At 71.5% G+C, this 18965-nt stretch carries 16 protein-coding genes; 8 read left to right on the forward strand and 8 right to left on the reverse strand.

Translation table 11 applies throughout. The features are described from left to right. Window positions 1–48: 48 nt before the first annotated feature. Together L1280_RS04140 and L1280_RS04145 are read left to right on the forward strand one after the other, a co-directional pair. A complete protein-coding gene (locus L1280_RS04140) occupies window positions 49–918 on the forward strand; it encodes an aldolase/citrate lyase family protein (protein WP_253580810.1) in 870 nt (289 codons plus the stop codon). Between the two features lie 25 nt (window positions 919–943). After that, on the forward strand, window positions 944–1423 hold the full coding sequence (locus tag L1280_RS04145; RefSeq protein ID WP_253580811.1) for a MaoC family dehydratase: 480 nt from the start codon (window positions 944–946) through the stop codon (window positions 1421–1423). Between the two features lie 6 nt (window positions 1424–1429). Here L1280_RS04145 and L1280_RS04150 read toward each other — a convergent pair whose 3' ends face one another. Both L1280_RS04150 and L1280_RS04155 read right to left on the reverse strand, forming a co-directional pair. Next, window positions 1430–2818, reverse strand: a complete 1389-nt coding sequence (locus L1280_RS04150; protein ID WP_253580812.1) for an MATE family efflux transporter — start codon at window positions 2816–2818, stop codon at window positions 1430–1432. 262 nt (window positions 2819–3080) lie between these two features. Further along, window positions 3081–4076: an aldo/keto reductase gene (locus L1280_RS04155; protein ID WP_253580813.1), complete on the reverse strand. Its 996-nt coding sequence runs from the start codon at window positions 4074–4076 to the stop codon at window positions 3081–3083. Here L1280_RS04155 and L1280_RS04160 point away from each other — a divergent pair. From L1280_RS04160 to L1280_RS04170, 3 genes are all read left to right on the forward strand, one after another. Further along, the gene (locus tag L1280_RS04160; RefSeq protein WP_253580814.1) at window positions 4075–5376 is read left to right on the forward strand and encodes a benzoate/H(+) symporter BenE family transporter; all 1302 of its coding nucleotides are present in this window, start codon (window positions 4075–4077) and stop codon (window positions 5374–5376) included. The genes L1280_RS04155 and L1280_RS04160 overlap by 2 nt on opposite strands. A 31-nt stretch (window positions 5377–5407) precedes the next feature. Continuing rightward, window positions 5408–6592, forward strand: coding sequence for a cysteine desulfurase-like protein (locus L1280_RS04165; RefSeq protein ID WP_253580815.1), 1185 nt, complete (start codon window positions 5408–5410; stop codon window positions 6590–6592). 421 nt (window positions 6593–7013) lie between these two features. Further along, window positions 7014–9047 carry a thioredoxin domain-containing protein gene (locus tag L1280_RS04170; RefSeq protein ID WP_253580816.1) on the forward strand — a complete coding sequence of 678 codons (2034 nt, stop codon included), beginning with the start codon at window positions 7014–7016 and terminating at the stop codon, window positions 9045–9047. 165 nt (window positions 9048–9212) lie between these two features. Here L1280_RS04170 and rpiA read toward each other — a convergent pair whose 3' ends face one another. Together rpiA and L1280_RS04180 are read right to left on the reverse strand one after the other, a co-directional pair. Continuing rightward, complete coding sequence (gene rpiA, locus L1280_RS04175; RefSeq protein ID WP_253580817.1) at window positions 9213–9899, reverse strand: ribose 5-phosphate isomerase A; 687 nt, start codon at window positions 9897–9899, stop codon at window positions 9213–9215. Next, window positions 9892–10404, reverse strand: a complete 513-nt coding sequence (locus tag L1280_RS04180) for a peroxiredoxin (RefSeq protein ID WP_253580818.1) — start codon at window positions 10402–10404, stop codon at window positions 9892–9894. Before L1280_RS04180 ends, rpiA begins: the two co-directional genes overlap by 8 nt. A 39-nt stretch (window positions 10405–10443) precedes the next feature. Between L1280_RS04180 and deoC the strand changes: the two genes are divergently transcribed. Next, entirely contained in the window at window positions 10444–11106 is a 663-nt protein-coding gene (deoC, locus tag L1280_RS04185; RefSeq protein WP_253580819.1) for a deoxyribose-phosphate aldolase, read from the forward strand. Window positions 11107–11116: 10 nt separating this feature from the next. Then, window positions 11117–11677 (forward strand): Maf family nucleotide pyrophosphatase, encoded by a 561-nt coding sequence (locus tag L1280_RS04190; protein WP_253580820.1) that lies wholly within the window; start codon window positions 11117–11119, stop codon window positions 11675–11677. Window positions 11678–11742: 65 nt separating this feature from the next. Here L1280_RS04190 and L1280_RS04195 read toward each other — a convergent pair whose 3' ends face one another. The 4 genes from L1280_RS04195 to aroE form a co-directional block, all read right to left on the reverse strand. Further along, window positions 11743–12168, reverse strand: a complete 426-nt coding sequence (locus tag L1280_RS04195) for an OsmC family protein (RefSeq protein ID WP_253580821.1) — start codon at window positions 12166–12168, stop codon at window positions 11743–11745. A gap of 154 nt (window positions 12169–12322) precedes the next feature. Then, the gene (locus L1280_RS04200) at window positions 12323–13558 is read right to left on the reverse strand and encodes an ATP-binding protein (RefSeq protein ID WP_253580822.1); all 1236 of its coding nucleotides are present in this window, start codon (window positions 13556–13558) and stop codon (window positions 12323–12325) included. Next, window positions 13555–16833, reverse strand: coding sequence for a PAS domain S-box protein (locus L1280_RS04205; protein WP_253580823.1), 3279 nt, complete (start codon window positions 16831–16833; stop codon window positions 13555–13557). The genes L1280_RS04200 and L1280_RS04205 overlap by 4 nt, the downstream gene beginning before the upstream one ends. Continuing rightward, window positions 16830–17696, reverse strand: a complete 867-nt coding sequence (gene aroE / locus L1280_RS04210; RefSeq protein WP_253580824.1) for a shikimate dehydrogenase — start codon at window positions 17694–17696, stop codon at window positions 16830–16832. The genes L1280_RS04205 and aroE overlap by 4 nt, the downstream gene beginning before the upstream one ends. A gap of 183 nt (window positions 17697–17879) precedes the next feature. Between aroE and L1280_RS04215 the strand changes: the two genes are divergently transcribed. Further along, window positions 17880–18935, forward strand: coding sequence for a PhoH family protein (locus L1280_RS04215; protein WP_253580825.1), 1056 nt, complete (start codon window positions 17880–17882; stop codon window positions 18933–18935). Window positions 18936–18965: the final 30 nt, after the last annotated feature.

Here is an 18965-nt window from a genome sequence, read left to right on the forward strand (position 1 = left end):
CTCTGCCACCCCCGGCCCTCGCCGCGCCGTGCCCGTATCCTGGGGCACGTGCCTGCTCCTGACCCCAGCCTGCGCCCCCGCAGCGTCCTCTTCGCGCCGGGGGGCCGCGCCGACCTGATCGCCAAGCTGCCCCGCTCCGCGCCCGACGCGGTCGTCATTGATCTAGAGGACGCCGTGCCCGCCACCCCGGAGGCCAAGGCCACCGCCCGCCCGGTCGCCCGCGACGCGGCCCGCGACCTGATCGCCGCCGCGCCGCACCTCGCCGTGTTCGTGCGGGTGAACGCGGTGCATTCGCCCTTTTTTGAGGACGACCTCGCCGTGCTGACCCCCGAACTGGCCGGGGTGGTCGTGCCCAAGCTGGAAGCAGCGGCGGACGTGCGGCGGGTGCGGGCGGCGCTCGCCCAGCGGGGGCTGGACCTCCCCCTGCTGGCCGGACTGGAGACGGGCGCGGGGGTCTGGAATGCCCGGGAGATTCTGGCCGAGGAGGGCGTGGAATGGGCCTACTTCGGCGCGGAGGACTACACGACCGACCTGGGGGGCAGCCGCACGCCGGGCAATCTGGAGGTGGTCTACGCCCGCTCGCACGTCGCCCTCGCCGCCCGACTGACCGGGGTCCATGCGCTGGACATTGTGGTCACCGCCCTGAACGACGCGGACACCTTCCGCGCCGACGCCGCGCAGGGCCGCGCCCTGGGCTACGGCGGCAAGCTGTGCATCCACCCCGCGCAGGTCGCGCTGGCCCACGAGTTTTTTGGCCCCACCGACGCGGAGGCCGAACGTGCCCGCAGGCTGCTCGACGCCGCGCACGAGGCGGCCCTCGCGGGACACGGCGCCTTCAGCTTCGAGGGCCAGATGGTGGACGAACCCATGCTGGCCAAGGCCCGCGCCATCCTCCACGCCCGCGAACAGGCGAACTGACTCCCACTTTCCCCAGAGGCTCCCCATGAACGAAGACCTGCTGCGCCCCCAGGGCCGCTATTTCGAGGAACTCACCCCCGGCACCGTCATTCGCCACCGCGTGACCCGCACGCTGACGGAGGCCGACAACGTGTTGTTCACCACGCTGACGATGAACCCGCAGCCCCTGCACCTCGACCGGGAGTACGCCGCCGCGACCGAGTTCGGGCAGCCGCTGGTGAACAGCCTGCTGACGCTGAGCCTGCTCATCGGCCTGAGCGTCCACGAACTGACGCTGGGGACGCTGGTGGCAAATCTGGGACTGGACGGCGTGGTGTTTCCCAAGCCCGTCTTTCACGGCGATACGATCCGGGCCGAGTCCGAGGTGCTCGAAGCCCGCGAGAGCCGCAGCCGCCCGGACGCGGGCATCGTGGTGGTGGAGCACCGGGCGATCAACCAGCGCGGCGAGGTCGTGGCGCGGTGCAAACGGACGGCGCTGATGCAGCGGCGGCCTGCTACCGACTAACGCTCCTCAGTCCATCGCCGCATTCAGGGCCGTCTGCCCGGCGATCACCTGGCCCCATGACAGCTTCCGCCGCCGCCAGGTAAAGATGGCGATCTTCACGACCTCCTCCAGCACGCGGGCGACGAGCACGCCCCAGAACCCCAGTCCCAGGGGAAAGGCGAGCAGCCACGCGAGCGGCAGCCCCACCCCGAAGGCGCTGATCGCGTCCCCGATCAGGACGCCGCGCGTGTCGCTGCCCGACGGCAGCACGCCCGCCCCGCGCACCATGTTGGCGACCTTGACCACCTGCACGGCGGCGTTGACCAGGATGGTCGCCAGCGCGATGCCGCGCACCTCAGCCCCGACGCTGGGGTAGAGGAGCGGCAGCACCAGCGCCGAGAGCGCGAACAGCACCCCAAAGGCGACCCCGGTGACCAGCCCGAAGCGCTCGACCGCCCGCGCCCGCTCGGCGGCGAGGGCCGCGTCGCGCTGCCCGACCGCCTGCCCGATCAGGGCCGTGGCCGCAGGGACCAGCCCGGAGGACGCCACCACGAAGATGCCCTCCAGCGTGTAGCCGATCTGCACGCCCGCCAGCACCTCGGTGCCCAGCCGCGCCAGGAAGAGGGCGTATAGGAGGTTCCCCCCGCTCCAGGCGAGCTGCGTGGCCGCCAGCGGCAGCGAGAGGTTCAGCAGGTCGCGCACCAGCCCGCGGCCCCCCGCCCCCACCCCCGACCACGCCGGGGCGATGGGACCGCGCGGCCCGTACAGGAAGACCGCCAGCAGCCCGACCCGCACCGCCTGCCCGGCCAGCGCTCCCCACGCCGCACCGACCAGCCCCAGCCGGGGCAGCCCGAAGGCCCCATGCACCAGCGCGTAGCCCACCCCCACGTTGACCGCCGCCGCGATCAGCGTGGCGACCATCGGGATACGGGGCCGCTCCAGCGAGCGCAGGACATTGCCCGCGACCACGCTCAGCACGATCAGGGGCACGCTCAGCAGCGCGACCTGAAAGAAGGGCGTGGCGGCCGCAAGGAGGTCCGCCGGAGCCCCCAGCAGCCCCAGCACCGGACCAGCGGAGGTGTACAGGCCCGCCACGATCAGGGTGGTCACCCCCAAGGCGAGCAGCAGGGCCGTGCCCGCCGTCCGGTTCACCGCGCCCCGGTCCCCCGCCCCATGTGCCCGCGCAACGAGAATGCCCGCGCCCGACCCCAGGGTGGCGAGGGTGAACATCAGGACCATCGTGACGTTGTTGGACAGGCCGACCGCCGCAACCGCCGTGGCCCCCAGGGTCGCGACGATCAGTTGGGCCAGGAAGTTGAAGAGGAGTTGAATCACAGCTTCGGCGCTCGCGGGGAGGGCCAGCCGCAGAATGTCCGGCAGGTGGGTGCGGGTGGATGGCAGGGGGACGGTAGACAAGAAAAGAAACCTCCGCCGGGAACTCTAGGCGAGTGGTCCCGGCGGAACCCGGCGGCTGTCTGAGCAAACGCTCAAGAGGGTGTGGTCGAGTCTCGCCAAGTGGGACAGCGTGGCCTCATACGGGACTGCTCTGATTCCAGAACGTCCGGGAGAACGCCGTAAGGTCTCCCCTCGCCGCAACCCCGTACTTTTTGCTCCTCGCTCTCCCTCGCAGCTCTCCAAGTCCGCTCGGATGATTCCAAGAAATCATCGCAATTCGGTATCAGTCCCCCGCCGGGAGGTACCAGTTGCGGTCCCAGCGGTGGGCATAGAGCTTGTGCGCCTGTTCGGCGGGCAGGCCCCGCCCATCCGCGAGGGCGAGGTTACGCTCCACGTTGCGGACGCTGCGCATCCCCACGATGACGGTGCTGACGGCCGGGTGGCTCAGCACGAAGCGCAGGGCGGTTTCGGGAAGCTGCGCGGTGGAGATGCCCAGGTCGGCCTCGATGGCCCGCAGCCGGGGCTGCAACTCGGCCTTGCGGTTGCCGCCGAAGTAGGTGTGGCGCCAGTCGCCCTCCGGAAAGGTCGTTTCCGGGGTGATTGTCCCCGTCAGACTCCCCTCGTCGAGCGCGACCCGCACGATCACCCCGACGCCGTGCATCCGGCAGGCGTCCAGCAATCGGTCCTGCGGCGACTGGTCGAACACGTTGTAGATGACCTGCACGGTGTCCACCGCGCCCGACTCCACGGCTTTGACCGCGTTGTCCGGCTGGTGGTCGTTGATCGAGATGCCAAAGGCACGAACCCGCCCGTCCCGCTTGAGCTGAGAGGCCGCCTCCTGCCAGTCCCCCTGACCCAGCCACGAATCGTTCCAGACGTGGAGCTGCTGCACGTCGATGCTGGGCAGGCCGAGGCGCTCCAGGCTGGCCTCGGTCATCCGCACGACGTACTCGCCGGGAAAAGCTTCGTCGGCGGTGGTGCCGGGGGCGGCGGGCCACTCCATGTTCTTCGGGCTGACCTTGGTGGCGACGAGGGTGCCGGGGAACTCGCGGATAACCTGTCCCACGAGGCGCTCGCTGTGGCCGCTGCCGTAGCCCATCGCCGTGTCGATGAAGTTGCCCCCGAGTTCCACGTAGCGCCGCAGGGCCGCGAGGCTCTCGTCATCCTGGGCGCCCTTCCACATGTCGGCGCCGATGCCCCAGGCACCGTAACCGATCTCAGTGACGTGCAGGCCGGTGCGGCCCAGGGGCCGTTGGTGGGGTCGTGCGGAGGTCGTCATGGGCGCACCCTACGCCCGCCGGAGGCGTCCCAGCATGAGCGGCGGCTTGAGCGTCTGCCGAGGCCCCGCCGTGCTGGAATGCGGGGCGATGCCGCCCACCGCCGACCTGCCCCGTTCCCCCCGCCCCACCCTGCGCGACCTGTGGCGCGACGCCTCGGGGTCGGCGGTCGTGGCGGGCTTTGTCGCGGTGGTCGTCGGGGCGGCGAGCAGCATCGGGCTGCTGGTGGGCGCGGCGCGGGACTTTGGGCTGACGCCGGGGCAGACGGCGAGCTGGGTGCTGGCCTGTTACCTCGCCATCAGCGTGTCGGGCGGGTGGCTGAGCTGGCAGTACCGGGCGCCGATCAAGATGGCCTGGAGCACGCCAGGGCTGGCGCTGGTGGCCTCGCTCGCGGCGGCGGGAGACCTGCGTTACCCGGAGGTGCTGGGCGCCTACGTCCTGACCGCCGGGGTGATGACGGCCCTGGGGTGGAGCGGGGCCTTCGAGCGCCTGACCTCGCGGATTCCGGCGGCGCTGGCGAACGCGCTGCTGGCCGGGGTGCTGCTGCCCTTCGTGCTGGGGGCGTTCCGGGCGCTGCCGCAGGCCCCGGTGCCGGTGGGCGGCATGCTGCTGGTCTTTTTGGCGGGGCGGGTGTGGTTCTCTCGCTGGGCGGTTCCGGCGGCGCTACTGGCGGGGGCGGGGCTGTCGCTGGCGGTCGGCGCAGTCGGGCCGCTGACCGGGGGCGGGCTGGGCACGCTGGTCTGGACCACGCCCGAGTTTTCACTGCGGGGCGCAGTCACGCTGGCCCTGCCGCTGACCATCCTGACGCTGGCCTCGCAGCAGCTTCCCGGCGTGGCGGTGCTGCGGGCCTGCGGGTACGGGCGGGTGCCCACCTCGCCGCTGATCACCGGCTCCGGACTGGCGAGCCTGCTCTCGGCACCGTTCGGGGCACATACCACCAACCTCGCCGCGATCACGGCAGCCATCGCCGCGGGCGAGGAAGCCCACCCCGACCCCGCCCGGCGCTGGGTGGCGGGCCTGAGCGCGGCCTTCTTCTACCTGATGCTGGGCGTCTTCGCGGGCTGGGTGGTGGGCGCAGTGGCCGCGGTGCCTCCCCCCGTGATTGCGGCGCTGGCGGGACTGGCCCTCGTCACGACCACCCTCTCCAGCCTCACGGCAGCGCTGGAGGGCGACTATGGGCGCGAGGCCGCTTTCCTCACCCTGGCGGTCACCGCGAGCGGCGTGACCCTGCTGGGGGTGGGGAGTGCGGTGTGGGGGCTGGTGCTGGGGGGGGCGGTGCTGTGGGTGAAGGGGCGACGGTAGGCCAAGCAGCCTCACGTCCTACACTTCCCCCATGACCCCCGACGCCATCCGTGCCCAGTTCCCCCCGCTCGCCTCCGGGCGGGCCTACCTCGACAACGCGGCAGGAGGGCTGCTGCCGCAGCGCTCGATTGACGCGATCACCGGGCACCTCACCCGCTACGGGGCCATCAACGCGATGCCGGGACACCGGCCGGGGCAGGAGATTCTGGCGCTCAAAGGCCGCGCCCGCGAGGAGACTGCCCTCTTCCTGAACGCCAACCCGGAGGACGTGGCCCTGGGGCCGAGCGCGACCGCCCTCGCCTTCCGGCTGGCGGCGGCCTTCGCGCGGTTGTGGGGGCCAGGGGACGAGGTGATTCTGTCGGGCCTGGAGCACGAGGCGAACGCCAGCCCCTGGCGCGAACTGGAGCGCGTGGGCGTGACGGTCAAGGTCTGGCACGCCCGGCAGCCCGACATGGGGCTGCACGCGGACGACCTCGCCGCGCTGCTCTCCCCGCGCACCCGGCTGGTCGCAGTGACGGCGGCGAGCAACGCGCTGGGGGCCACAGTGGACATCCCGGCGGTGGCCGCTCAGGTGCGGGCGGCGGGGGCTTGGACGGTGGTGGACGCCGTTCACTCCGCCCCACACGCCTTTCCCGACGTGCAGGGTTGGGGCGCCGACTTCGTGATGTTCAGCCCCTACAAGGTCTGGGGACCGCATCTGGGGGCGCTGTGGATCTCGCCCGAGCACCGCCCGCACCTCGCCTGGCCCAAACTCAGCTTCGTGCCGCAGGGGGACATCACCGGGCTGGAGCATGGCACCCCGCAGTTTGAGCTGCTGGCCGGGTGGCTGGGCACCCTGGACTACCTGCGCGACCTCGGCGGCCACGACACGCTGAGCCGCGCCGCGCTGGAAGCCGCCTCCGCCCGCATCGTGGAGCTGGAGCGCCCGGTCGGGGAACGGCTGCTGACGGGGCTGCTGGAGGCGCCGCGTGTCACGGTCTACGGCCCTTCCGCCTCCGCCGCCCGCATCGGCACCGTCGCCTTCCGCGTGGAGGGCGAGGCCCCCGAGGCGACCGCCGCCCGCCTGAGCGAGGGCGGGGTGGACGTGGCCGCCGGGCACTTCTATGCCGTGCAGCCCCTCAAGGACCTGGGCCTCTACCCGCAGGGCGTAGTCCGGGCAAGCATCGCGCACTACACGACGCTGGGGGACGTGGAGCGGCTGCTGGCGGGGATGTAGGGAGCGGTCAGCGAGGGCAGGCGGTGCCTGCCACCCCCCTCTCAGCCTCCCCCACAAGGGGGGAGGAGTAGGCACTGACTTGCTCTTGCAAAAGCTCTCTTTCCCTGTGTCAGCCGCCCTCAACGTCCCCACCTCGCAAGTCCACTTTTCAGGCAGACGAGCCGTTCGGCGCGGACGCGCCGAGGCCTTTCACTTGGGCGGGAGCATGGCGTGGAAGGGGAAACGGCGGTGAGCCAGGCCGGGCTGGAACATGGGGGAACGACCTTTGCCTAGCGCAGCGCCGCTCCCCCTACCCCTCTGGGGTAGGGGGCTGGGGGGTGGGGGCAGAGACGAATCAAGACCTCTGGCCCCCAACTCCCATGAAGCCTCTCCCCTTCTCCCTCACCCGAACCTTTACCCGCCGCGCACTACCCTGCCTTCCATGAACCGCCTCGCCCAGGAAACCAGCCCCTACCTCCTCCAGCACGCGGACAACCCGGTGGACTGGTGGGCCTGGTCCCCGGAGGCCTTCGAGGAAGCCCGCCGCCGCGACGTGCCTGTGCTGCTCTCCATCGGCTACTCGACCTGCCACTGGTGCCATGTGATGGCCCACGAGAGCTTCGAGGACGAGGCGACGGCCGCGCAGATGAACCGCGACTTCGTGAACATCAAGGTGGACCGCGAGGAGCGCCCCGACGTGGACCGGGTGTACATGACCGCCACCCAGCTCATGACCGGGCAGGGCGGCTGGCCCATGACGGTGTTCCTGACGCCCAGCGGCGAGCCCTTCTACGCGGGCACCTACTTTCCGCCCGAAGACCGCTACGGGATGCCCGGCTTCCGCCGATTGCTGGCGACGGTAGCGCGGGCGTGGCAGGAGGACCGGGACAAGCTGCTGGGCAACGCCGAGGCCCTGACCGGCCACATCCGCGAGGCCAGCCGCCCGCACGGCACGGCCGAGGGCGTCCCCGCTGACTTCCTGCCCCGCGCAGTGGAGAACCTACGGCGCGTATATGACGCCGACCGGGGCGGCTTCGGGGGTGCGCCCAAGTTTCCGGGGACGACCACGCTGGACTTCCTGCTGACGCGGCAAGACGGGCGCGACATGGCCCTGCACACCCTGCGGCGCATGGGGGCGGGCGGAATTTATGACCAGCTTGGCGGCGGCTTTCACCGCTACTCGGTGGACGCTCAGTGGCTGGTGCCCCACTTTGAGAAGATGCTCTACGACAACGCGCAGCTCACGCGCACGCTGCTGCGGGCGGCGCAGTACGCGGGGGACCAGACCTTCACCCGCCTCGCCCGCGAGACGCTCGCTTACCTCGAACGCGAGATGCTGGCCCCGGAGGGCGGCTTCTTTTCCGCCCAGGACGCCGACACGCAGGGGGTGGAGGGCCTGACCTTCACCTGGACGCCGGACGAGATTCGGGAGGTTCTGGGCGATGGCCCCGACACCGACCTCGTGCTGCGGGTGTACGGCGTGACCGAAGAGGGCAACTTCCTCGACCCGCACCGGCCGGAGTACGGCAAGCGGAACGTGCTGCACGTCCCCACCCCGCCCGAGGCGCTGGCCCGCGACCTGGGCGAAGACATGCCCGCCCTGCTGGAGCGGCTGGACACCGCCCGGATGCACCTGTTTGAGGCGCGGCAGCGGCGGCCCCAACCCGGCACCGACACCAAGGTGCTGACCTCGTGGAACGGGCTGGCGCTCGCCGCCTTCGCGGACGCGGGGCGGATTCTGGGGGAGGCCCATTATCTCGACGTGGCCCGCCGCAACGCCGACTTCGTGTGGGAGCGGATGCGCCTCCCGGACGGCACCCTGCGTCACACCTACAAGGACGGGGTGGCCCGCGTGGAGGGGCTGTTGGAAGACCATGCCCTCTACGCCCTCGGCCTCGTCGCGCTGTACCAGGCGGGCGGCGACCTTCAGCATCTGGAGTGGGCGCGGGAGCTGTGGGAGGTCGTGCGGCGCGACTTCTGGGACGAAGAGGCGGGCCTCTTCCGTTCCACCGGAGGCAACGCCGAGGCCCTGCTGACCCGGCAGGCCGAGGCCTTCGACGCGGCGGTCCTCAGCGACAACGCCGCCGCCGCCCTGTTGGGGCTGTGGATGGGCCGTTACTACGGGGACGAGGAGGCCGAGCAATTGGCCCACCGCACCGTGCAGACCTACGCGTCCGACATGCTCGCCGCCCCGCACGGGATGGGGGGGCTGTGGCAGGCTGCGGCCTTCCTTGAAGCCCCCCATGTCGAGGTCGCCCTGATCGGCACACCCACCGAACGCGCCGGGCTGGAGCGGGTGCTGGCCCGCTTTCCCCTCCCCTTCGCGGCCCTCGCTCCCGCCGAACAGGGCGAGGGGCTGCCCGTGCTGAAGGGACGGCCGGGCGACGGCACCGCCTACGTGTGCATCGGCCACGCCTGCGACCTCCCGACGAGGGACCCGGAGGTGCTGGCCGGGCAGTTGGGGCGGCTGGGGTAGGGTCTATGGAGGGGGTCACACGCCCCCTCACCCCGTTGCTGCGTAGCGCCCCTCTTCCACGTGGAAGAGGGGCCGAACGCTGTTCCTGCCCGCACCGTCCTTGCCTTGGGTCAGCCGCCTGGGGGGGAACGACCTTCGCCTGGCGCAGCGACAGCGCCCCTCCCTTCATCCTCGCCGAACCTCCCGCACCCCCTCCGGCGCCGCCACGAACGCTACGTCCGCCATTCCCAGGAAGAAGCCCGTCTCCACGACCCCCAGCGTCCCCTTGAGCTGCCGCTCCAGTTCCACCGGGTCGAACGCGGCGGGGAGTTGCGCGTCGTAGATGTAGTTCCCGTTGTCGGTCACGTAGGGCTGCGCCCCCGGCTGCCGCAGCCGTCCACCCGGCACCAGCGCCCGCAACCGCTCAATGGTCGAGAGAAACCCAAAGCGCGTGATCTCGGTAGGCAGCGGCGCCTTCTCCCCCAGCCGCGTGACCAGCTTGGTGTGGTCCGCGATGATGACCAGCCGCCGCGCCTGCACCTCGGTGAGCTTCTCGCGCAGCAGCGCCCCGCCCAGTCCCTTGATGAGGTTCAGGTCGGGGTCGATCTCGTCCGCCCCGTCAATGGCGATATCCAGCAGCCGGGGGTCCAGCGGCTGCACGGGCACGCCGACCTCGCGGGCCAGCGCCTCCGACGCCTCGCTGGTGGCGACGCCCACGATGTCCTTCAACTCGCCCGCCGCCAGCTTGTGCCCCAACTCCTCGATGGCGTATTTGGCCGTGCTCCCCGTGCCCAAGCCCACCCGCATCCCGCTCTCGACCAGGGCGACGGCGCGGAGGGCCGCCTCCTTTTTCAGCGCTTCGAGGTCACCCATCGCCGCGCTCCCCCCGGTCGGCTTCGATGGCGGCGGCGACCGCGTCGGCGTGGCCGTCCACCTTCACCGCGAGCCAGCTCTTGACCAGCCGCCCGTCCGGGCCGATCAGGAAGGTCTGCCGCTTGATGCCCTCGGTGACCTTGCCGTAAAGGGTCTTGGGACCGTAGCTCCCGAGGTCTTTCAGGAACGCCGCGTCGGGGTCGGAAAGCAGCGGGAAGGGCAGGCTGTACTTCTCGGCAAAGGCGCTGTGGCTGGCCGCGTCGTCCCGGCTCAGCCCCAGGATGACGGCGCCGAGCGCCTTGAGGCTCGCGCTGTCGCGGAAGTCGCAGGCTTCCTTCGTGCAGCCGGGCGTGTCGTCCTTGGGGTAGACGTACAGCACCACGTACCGCCCGGCGTAGTCGGACAGGCGGTGCAGGTGGCCCCCCGCGTCGGGCAGGGCGAACTCGGGGAAAGCCTCGCCGGGCTGGAGGCGGGGAGCCGGATCGGTCGTGGCCGGGTCGGTCATGGGAGGAGGGTAGCGCGGTCAGCCCTTATCCTGCGGGGCATGGACCTTGCCCCCTACATCGACCACACGCTGCTCAAGGCCACCGCCACCCCGGACGACATCCGGAAGCTGTGTGCCGAGGCCCGCGAGCATTCCTTCGCCGCCGTGTGCGTGAATCCCGTCTACGTGCCCCTCGCCGCCGCCGAACTCGCTGGGTCGGGCGTGAAGGTCGCCACCGTCTGCGGCTTTCCGCTGGGGGCCGTCCTGCCGGGGCAGAAGGCCGTCGAAGCCCGCCTCAGCGCCGAGGCCGGGGCCGACGAGGTGGACATGGTGATCCACATCGGCGCGGCGCTCGCCGGGGACTGGCAGGCCGTGGAGGAGGACGTGCGGGCCGTCCGCAAGGCGATTCCCGACCGGGTGCTCAAGGTCATCATCGAGACCTGCTACCTCAACGAGGCCCAGAAGCGGGGCGCGACCGAGGCCGCCGTCGCGGGCGGCGCGGACTTCGTCAAGACGAGCACCGGCTTCGGCACGGGCGGCGCGACCGTGGAGGATGTGCGGCTGATGGCGGAAGTTATCGCGGGCCGCGCCGAGATCAAGGCGGCGGGCGGCGTCCGCACCCCCGACGACGCGCGGGCGATGATCGAGGCCGGGGCGACCCGCCTGGGCACCTCGGGCGGCGTGGGCCTCGTCAGCGGTGGGGGGAACGGTTCTGGCTACTGACGCTCTGGACGTGATTCTCGCCTCGGGCAGCCCACGCCGCCGCGAACTGCTGACGAACCTCGGCGTCCCCTTCCGGGTCGTCGTTAGCGGCGAGGACGAGGCCAGCGAGGAACGCGACCCCGCCCGGCTCGCGGAAAGCCTGGCCCGGCAGAAGGCGGCGGCGGTGGCCGGGCTGCACCCCGGCACGGTGGTGATCGGAGCCGACACGGTGGTCGCGCTGGGGAGCGAGCTGCTCGCCAAGCCGCACGACGAGGCCGAGAACTGCGCCTTCATTCGGCAGCTCTCGGGCCGGACCCATCAGGTCTACACCGGGGTCAGCGTCTTCGCCCCGGACGGCGAGCGGAGTGGCGTGGAGCGCACCGACGTGACCTTCCGCGCCCTCACGAACGCCGAGGTGGACCACTACGCCGCCACGGGCGAGGGGCTGGACAAGGCCGGGGGCTACGGCATCCAGGGGGTCGGCATGGCCCTCGTCGCCCGGATTGAGGGGGACTATTCCAACGTCGTCGGCTTCCCGCTGGGGCTGGTCATCCGGCTTTTGCGGGAGGCGGGGGTGCGGGTCTGGGAATAGCCAGACGACGGAACAAGGGAAGGGGGAGACGCCGATGGACGTCTCCCTCTTTTCCCGGCGGTGGATTACACGCTGGCCGTCTCGCCCGCTTCCACCCGCGTCTCCACCACCACTTCGCTGTTCAGGCTGGCCGCCACCGAGCAGTATTTCTCGTGGCTGAGGTGCGCGGCCCGCTCCAGCGCCTCGGGGGTCAGGCCTTCGCCGCTGGCGATGTGGCGCACCACGATGCGGGTGTACCGCCGGGGGTGCTCGTCGGCCCGCTCGCCTTCCGCCTCGATGCGGTAGCTCGTCAGTTTGATGCGCTTTTTGCCCATGACCTGCACGATGTCGTAGGCGGTGCAGGTCGCCAGCGCCCCCAGCAGCGCCTCCATGGGCGACACGCCCACCTTGGTGGCGCTGTTGTCGATCAGGAGCTGGTGCCCGCTCGCGCTCACGCCCACGTAGCGCTGCTCGCCCAGCCAGGTCACCTGCATGGTCTTGACGTCGCTCATGGCCCTAGCCTAGAGCATTGGGCAGCATTCCGGCCCCTGGGGTGCTTTCCGCCGGGGGCCTCCACAGTGCCCAATGCTCTTTTCAAATTCACTCGCTCTGCTGCGCAGCCCTGCAAGTCCGCTCGGCCAACGAAGGCGGAATGACACCGCATTCTTATGGCAAGTGTTCCAGCGCTGCCTCGTCGCCCGGCTGGGACAGGAAGTCGTCCTCGTCCTCCTCGGGCGGGGGCAGGCACACCACGAAGGTCGCGCCGCCGCCGGGCGTGTCCTGCACCTCAATGCGTCCCCCGTGCGAGTTCACGACCTGCTGGGCGATGGTCAGGCCCAGACCCGTCGAGCCCGCCTCCTTGCCCCGGTAGAACTTGTCGAAGATGCGCGGCTTGACGTTGTCGGGAATACCGGGGCCGTGGTCAATCACCCGCACGCAGACCTGACCGCCCCGGCCCTGCTCGGCCTCCATATGCACGAGGTCGGGCGTGCCGCACACCCGGATCGCGTTGCTGACGAGGTTGACAAAGACCTGGGTCAGTCGCCCCGGATCGCCCACGATCTCGAGGTCAGGCGCTTCCGCCCGCACCCCGTAGTCGCGCCCGACCTGCCGCACGAGGTTGCCGAGGTTCACGAAATGCATCTCGATCCCCTGCACGAGTTCCCCGCGCGAGAGTTGCAGCAGGTCGTTGACCAGCCGGGTCATGTTCTCGGCGACGCGCTGGGCGTCCTGCAAGGTCTGTGAGCCGCCCGCCTCGCGCTCGGCGCGGCGCAGGTAGCCCAGCAGGGCGGTCAGGGGGGTGCGCAGTTCGTGGCTGGTTTCCGCTAGGAAGGTCTTCTGGAGGTTCAGCGCTTCCTCAAGCTGTTTGGCCTGCGTTTCGAGGCGCTGGCGCTGCCCCTCCGCGATGGCCCGCAGCCGCTCGACCTCGTCCAGTCGGGCCTTGAGCGAGAGATTGAGTTCGCGCACCTCCTGCTCGGCCCGCTCGCGGCGGTCACGGGCGTCGGCCTCGGCGATGGCGCGGCGCACGCTGGGGGCGAGGCGCTCGAGGCGCTGCTTAAGGATGTAGTCGGTGACCCCCTCGCGCAGGGTGTCGACCGCCGTCTCCTCGCCCATCGCGCCCGTCACGATGATGAAGGGGAGGAAGGGGGCGCGGGCATGGGCGGCGCGGAAGGCCGACAGGCCGTCGTAGCCGGGCAGGGCGAAGTCGCTCAGGACGAGGTGCGGGGCATGCGAGTCCAGCGCCCCCACAAAGCCCGCCTCGTCCTCGACCCGCAACACGTCGACCGGCCAGGGCAGGTCGCTCAGGTGCATCACGACGAGTTCGTGGTCGAGTTCATTGTCCTCAAGGTGCAGCAGGCGCAGGGGCTGGCCGGGTTCGGGCAGGGCGTGCTCGCCGCTCACGGCTGGCCCTCCCCGGCACGTTCCCCTACAACACTGCCCCCCACAGCACTGTCCCGCAGCGGCAGGACGACGTGGAAGGCGGCCCCCTCTCCGGGCACCGACTCGGCCCGGACGCGGCCCCCGTGGCGGGTCACGATGCGCCGGACGTTCGCCAGCCCGATCCCGGTCCCCTCGAATTCCTCGGCGCGGTGCAGACGTTGAAACACGCCGAACAGTTTATCCGCGTAACGGGGGTCGAAGCCCACGCCGTTGTCGCGCACCGTCACGGTGACCTCCTCGCCCTCCTGCACGGCGCTCACGGTGACGCGGGCCTGCTCTCGCGTGCGCGAGTACTTCAGCGCGTTGGACAGCAGGTTCATGAACACCTGTCCCAGCAGCGAGGCGTCTCCCTCCACGGTGGGCAGGTCCTTCAGCTCGAACACCACGTCGCGGCCCGCCCGGTCGGGTTCAAGGTCCTTCCAGGCTTCCCGCACGACCGCGCCGAGGTCCACCGGTCCCCGGCGCAGTTCCTGGCGGCCCATGCGCGAGAACTCCAGCAGGTCGTCGATCAGTCTGCTCATGCGCCCCGCCGCGTCGGTGATCACGCCGAGGTAGCGCTCGCCCTTGGCCGACAGCCCCCCCGACCCCGACGCGTCCTTGCGCAGCAGGTCCCCGAACCCCACGATGTGCCGCAGCGGGGTGCGCAGGTCGTGGCTGACCGAGTAGGAAAAGGCCTCCAGCTCGCGGTTGGCGTCCTGAAGCTCCAGCGTGCGCTGCGTGACCCGCTCCTCCAGCGACTGGTTGAGAAGTTGGAGGTCGGCGTGCGCCTCTTCCGCCTCCAGCCGCAGGGCGTCGTTGTCTAGGGCGGTGGCGAAGCGCTGGGCGAGTTCGGCGGCGAGGTCGTGGTCGCGGTCGCCGGGCGGCTGGCGGTAGGTCAGGGCCAGCACGCCCCGCGGGGCCCCGTCACGGCCGATCAGGGGGTAGAACACCGCTCCCGTCGCGCCCACCTCATACAGCAGCGGGGTGGACCCGGCGTCGAGGTGCAGGGGCTGCTCGGCCCCGGCGACCCGGTGCAGCGCTCCCTCGATGGCCGCGCGAATCTCGGGGCTGATCTGCCCCGGCGTCAGGCGGGAGGAGGCCAGCAGCCGCACCTCGGGGGCCGTGGTCCACAGCCCCGCGCTCTCGGCCAGCCGTCCGGTGATCAGGTCGAGGGCGGCGCGGTAGTGCTCCGTACGCGCGGCGAGCGGGTCGTCGGCCCGCGCCGAGAGGTGCTCGGAGACGGTGGCGAGCAGCCGCGCCGAGGCCTCGGCATATACCTGATCGTCCACGTCGGTGCTGGTGCCCACCCACTCGCTGCCCCCCGCGTCGCCCAGCGGGAGTGCCCGCGTGACGAAGGTGCGGTAGCGGCCATCCGCGCCCAGCAGGCGGTGCTCGGCCTCGAAGGGCCGCCGCGCCCGCAGCGCCTCGCGCCAGCGCAGCAGGTACTCGGCGCGGTCTTCCGGGTGCAGCAGGCTGGCAAAGGGCTCGGTGGCCCGCTCCCCGCCCACGTACTCCGGCCAGCGGCGGTTGAAGTAGGTGACCTGCCCGGCCGCGTCGCTGAGCCACACGATCTGCGGCACACCTTCGAGCACGCCCCGGTAGCGGGCCTCGTCACGCTGGGCGCGGCGCTCGGCTTCCAGGCGGTCGTGGATGTCGGTCGCGGACGCCACCCACTCGGTCACCTCGCCCCCTCCACCCCGGATGGGCGCGACCCGCACCACGAACCAGCGGCCCGGTCCCCCGCCCCCCATGATCAGCCGCACCTCGCACTCGGCCTGGGTGCCCTTCCCAGTGGCCCCCGCCCACATCCGGGCGTAGGCGGCGCGGTCCTCGGGGTGAATCTGCTCTTCCAGCGCGGCCCCGCACAGACGCTCGCGGTGCTGGGCGTTGACATAGGTGACCTCGCCGACCGGGTCGCTCACGAACAGCATGTGGGGAATCGCGTCGAGAATCGCCCGCGAGCGCCGTTCCTCGGCCTGCCGCGCCCGCTCGGCCTCCACCCGCTCGGACACGTCGCGGATGACCTCCAGAAAGCCCAGACTCTCGCCGTGCGGCCCCACCACCGCGCTGCGCTGCGCCTCGCCGGAAAAGACGCTGCCGTCCTCCCGGCGGTAGGGCGTGGTGATCAGGTCGAAGGTGGCGCGGCCCTCCAGGCGGCGGTCGAGGTGCAGCCGCCCCAGACCCTCGCCCCGCAAGTCGGCGGGGGCGTAGCCGAACTGCCGCTCCAGCGCCCGGTTGACCCGCAGCACCCGGCCTTCCCCGTCGGTAAACACCGCCGCGTCCAGAATCGCGTGAAAGATCGCCTCGAACTCGGCCTGCGACTGCTGAAGCTGCGCCCGGGAGCGGGCCAGCGAGCTCAGGGCGTTTTCGGCCCGGCGCCGCGCCCGCACCTGCGCCTCGGCCGAGTAGAGGGTCAGCCCCGCCACCAGCATGCCCGCGATCAACACTGCGGCGGGCACGGCCGCCGCCGCGTCCCGCCCGAAGCTGGCGGGCGCCCGCAGGGTCTGGGTCCACACGCCGCCCACCTGCGGCTGGCGCACCGTGCGCTCGAAGGCGGCAGGCACCTCCAGTTGGTCCCCGCCCAGCAGCGCCCTGTTGAGCCGCGTCTCCACCGCCACGCCCGGCAGCGCCCCGGCGGGCCGCAGCGCCTGCAAGAGCGAGGCGGTGTCGAGGGCGAGATACACCACTCCCTGAAAGCGTTCGCCCGACCCCACCGGCAGAAAGAGGAGCAGGCCGTCCAGCGGCTCGCCGTCCGGCCCCTGCTGCACCAGCTTGACCGGACAACTGATCTGGCTGCGCTGGGTGTCCCGCGCCCGCAAGATCGCTGCCCGGCGGCACGGCTCGGTGAGCATGTCGAACCCCAGCGCCCGGCGGTTGACCGCGGCGGCGGGCGCGATGCGCTCGATCACCGCCTGCGGCCGCCCGCTCGCCGCCTCGCGCCAGCGGGTAAAGCCCACCGCCAGCACGCCGGGAAAGCGCCCCCGCAAATCCAGGCTGTCCACAAAGGTCCCGTATTCGGCCTGTCCAGGCTCGTCCTCCACCAGCCAGAACGACCGGGTGGCCCGCAGCAGCGTCTCGTACTCGTTGAGGCGGTCGCGCAGGATGCTGGCGTGCGCGTTGACCTCCCGATCGAACCGCGCCCGCTGCTGCTCCTGCACGAACCGGTACAGGAACGCCGCTGCAAACACGCTCAGCAGCAGCACCAGCACGAAGGCGGCCAGCGGCCAGCGGCGGTCGGGGGGCCGGGTCCCAGTCACGGCCGCACCTCATGACCACCCGCCGCCGCCCGGAAGACAGAGGCGGGCACGTCCACCCCGGTCCAGGCGAGAAAGGCCAGCCGCGCCTGATGGGCGAGCATGGACCGCCCGTTCTCGGCGCGGAGCCCGGCGGCGCGGGCCTCGCGCATCAGCCGCGTTTCGGGGGGCTGGTAGACCATGTCATAGACGAGGGCACCGGGAGGCAGGCGCGAGAAGTCGAAATCGGGGAGGGGCGTCTCGTCCGGCGCGTCCAGGCCCGCACTGGAGGCATTGACGAGCAAGGTCACGCCCGACCAGGGCACGTCCCCGGACGCCTGCGCCGTGCCGCCCAGGTTGCGGGCCAGGGCCTCGGCGCGGGCCGGCGTGCGGTTGACGACCCGCACGTCATGGCCCCGCGAGCGCAGCGCCCACACCGCCGCCCGCGCCGCGCCGCCCGCCCCCAGGACCACCGTGAGCCCCGCGGAAGGCGCCGGGGCCTGCGCCTCCTCCAGTGCCGCGAGCAGCCCCGGCGCGTCGGTGTTCTCGCCCAGCAGGCGCCCGTCCCGGTGCAGCACCGTGTTCACCGCCCCCACCGCCCGCGCCGCCTCCGACAGGTCGTCCAGAAACGGCAGCGCCGCCTCCTTGTGCGGCAGGCTGAGGTTGGCCCCCAGCACGCCGGGTTCGCGCAGCCGGGCCAGCGCGGCGGACAACTCCGGGGCAGGCACGCGCACCGCCTCGTAGGTGCCGGTCAGCCCGGCGTGGGCGAAAGCCGCCCGGTGCATGGCGGGCGAGCGCGAGTGCGCGGCGGGGTCGGCATACAGGTAGGCCCGCCGGGGGCGACCGGGGGCAGAGCCGGGCGGAAGGTCAGGGACGCCGAGGGTCACGCGGCCCAGTGTACTGTCCGTCTCCGGGGCCTCGGCAGGGAGATTGTGCCCCGCCCCACGTCCGGCTGGGGGCCGGGGTCAGAGAATGGGGACGTCCGAGATGCCCATTCCCTTCCGACTCCCCCCAGCCCGCTCTGGGGGGAGAGTGCGCCCTGTGCCGCGCACGTCCCATCAGGAGCCGATTTGACAGAACGTACTCCCGGTCAACCCACCCCCGAGGGGAGCACCCCCACCGCCACCCTGCACCTGGAAAACCAGCGTGAGGCCTACGCCCTGCTGGGGGCGGGGGACGCCAATTTGCGCCGGATGCGTGAGCTGACCCCGGCCAAGATCATCGCGCGGGGCGAGACGGTCACCATCACCGCCGACACGCCGGAGGTCGTCCAGGCCGCCGAACGCATGGTCCGTGACGCCCTTGACGTGGTCCGCTCGGGCGGCGAACTCACCCCCGACAGCTTGCTGAGAAGTGCCCGCCTCAGCGGCGAGGGCCGCAGCCTCGCCCAGGAAACGCAGGTCTCGGGCCTGAGCCTCCCGCGCGGCCTCAAGGCCAAGACGCCGGGGCAGAAGGTCTACCTCGAAAAGATCGACGCCTCCGACATCACGTTCGGGGTCGGTCCCGCCGGAACGGGCAAGACCTACCTCGCCGTGGCGATGGCGGTGCAGGCCCTCAAGGCCAAGAAGGTCAAGCGTATCATCCTGACCCGCCCGGCGGTGGAGGCGGGCGAGCGGCTGGGCTTCCTGCCCGGCGACCTCCAGGCCAAGATCGACCCCTACCTGCGGCCGCTGTACGACGCGCTGTACGACATGCTCGATCAGGAGAAGTTCGAGTCGTACCTGACAAGCGGGGTGATCGAGGTCGCGCCGCTGGCCTTCATGCGCGGGCGTACGCTGAACGACGCCTTCGTCATTCTCGACGAGGCGCAGAACACCACCGGCGAGCAGATGAAGATGTTCCTGACCCGCATGGGCTTTTCCTCCAAGGTCGTGGTGACGGGTGACGTGACCCAGATCGACCTGCCCCGGCACGTCACGAGCGGGCTGGCGGTCGCCAAGCGCGTGCTGAGCCGCATCGAGGGCATCGCGTGGCACGAGTTCACCGACGTGGACGTGGTGCGTCACCCCCTGGTGGGCCAGATTATCCGCGCCTACGAGCGGGCCGAGGACGCCGAGGAGGACAAACGCGCCGCCCGCCGGGGCGAGTTCGCCTCCATTCCCGAGAACGAGGGCGACCCGCGCTAGTTACCCTCTGCTCCGGCCCCGCCCACGCTG

The sequence above is a fragment of the Deinococcus sp. HSC-46F16 genome, from assembly GCF_024171495.1.
Classification (GTDB): domain Bacteria; phylum Deinococcota; class Deinococci; order Deinococcales; family Deinococcaceae; genus Deinococcus.

Excerpts from the sequence above, each read along its gene's own strand:
- deoC (WP_253580819.1), top strand. The coding sequence starts at position 10,444 with ATGGACCTTGCCCCCTACATCGACCACACGCTGCTCAAGGCCACCGCC.
- L1280_RS04195 (WP_253580821.1), bottom strand. The coding sequence starts at position 12,168 with ATGAGCGACGTCAAGACCATGCAGGTGACCTGGCTGGGCGAGCAGCGC.
- L1280_RS04155 (WP_253580813.1), bottom strand. The coding sequence starts at position 4,076 with ATGACGACCTCCGCACGACCCCACCAACGGCCCCTGGGCCGCACCGGC.
- L1280_RS04180 (WP_253580818.1), bottom strand. The coding sequence starts at position 10,404 with ATGACCGACCCGGCCACGACCGATCCGGCTCCCCGCCTCCAGCCCGGC.
- L1280_RS04165 (WP_253580815.1), top strand. The coding sequence starts at position 5,408 with ATGACCCCCGACGCCATCCGTGCCCAGTTCCCCCCGCTCGCCTCCGGG.
- rpiA (WP_253580817.1), bottom strand. The coding sequence starts at position 9,899 with ATGGGTGACCTCGAAGCGCTGAAAAAGGAGGCGGCCCTCCGCGCCGTC.
- L1280_RS04160 (WP_253580814.1), top strand. The coding sequence starts at position 4,075 with ATGGGCGCACCCTACGCCCGCCGGAGGCGTCCCAGCATGAGCGGCGGC.
- L1280_RS04145 (WP_253580811.1), top strand. The coding sequence starts at position 944 with ATGAACGAAGACCTGCTGCGCCCCCAGGGCCGCTATTTCGAGGAACTC.
- L1280_RS04170 (WP_253580816.1), top strand. The coding sequence starts at position 7,014 with ATGAACCGCCTCGCCCAGGAAACCAGCCCCTACCTCCTCCAGCACGCG.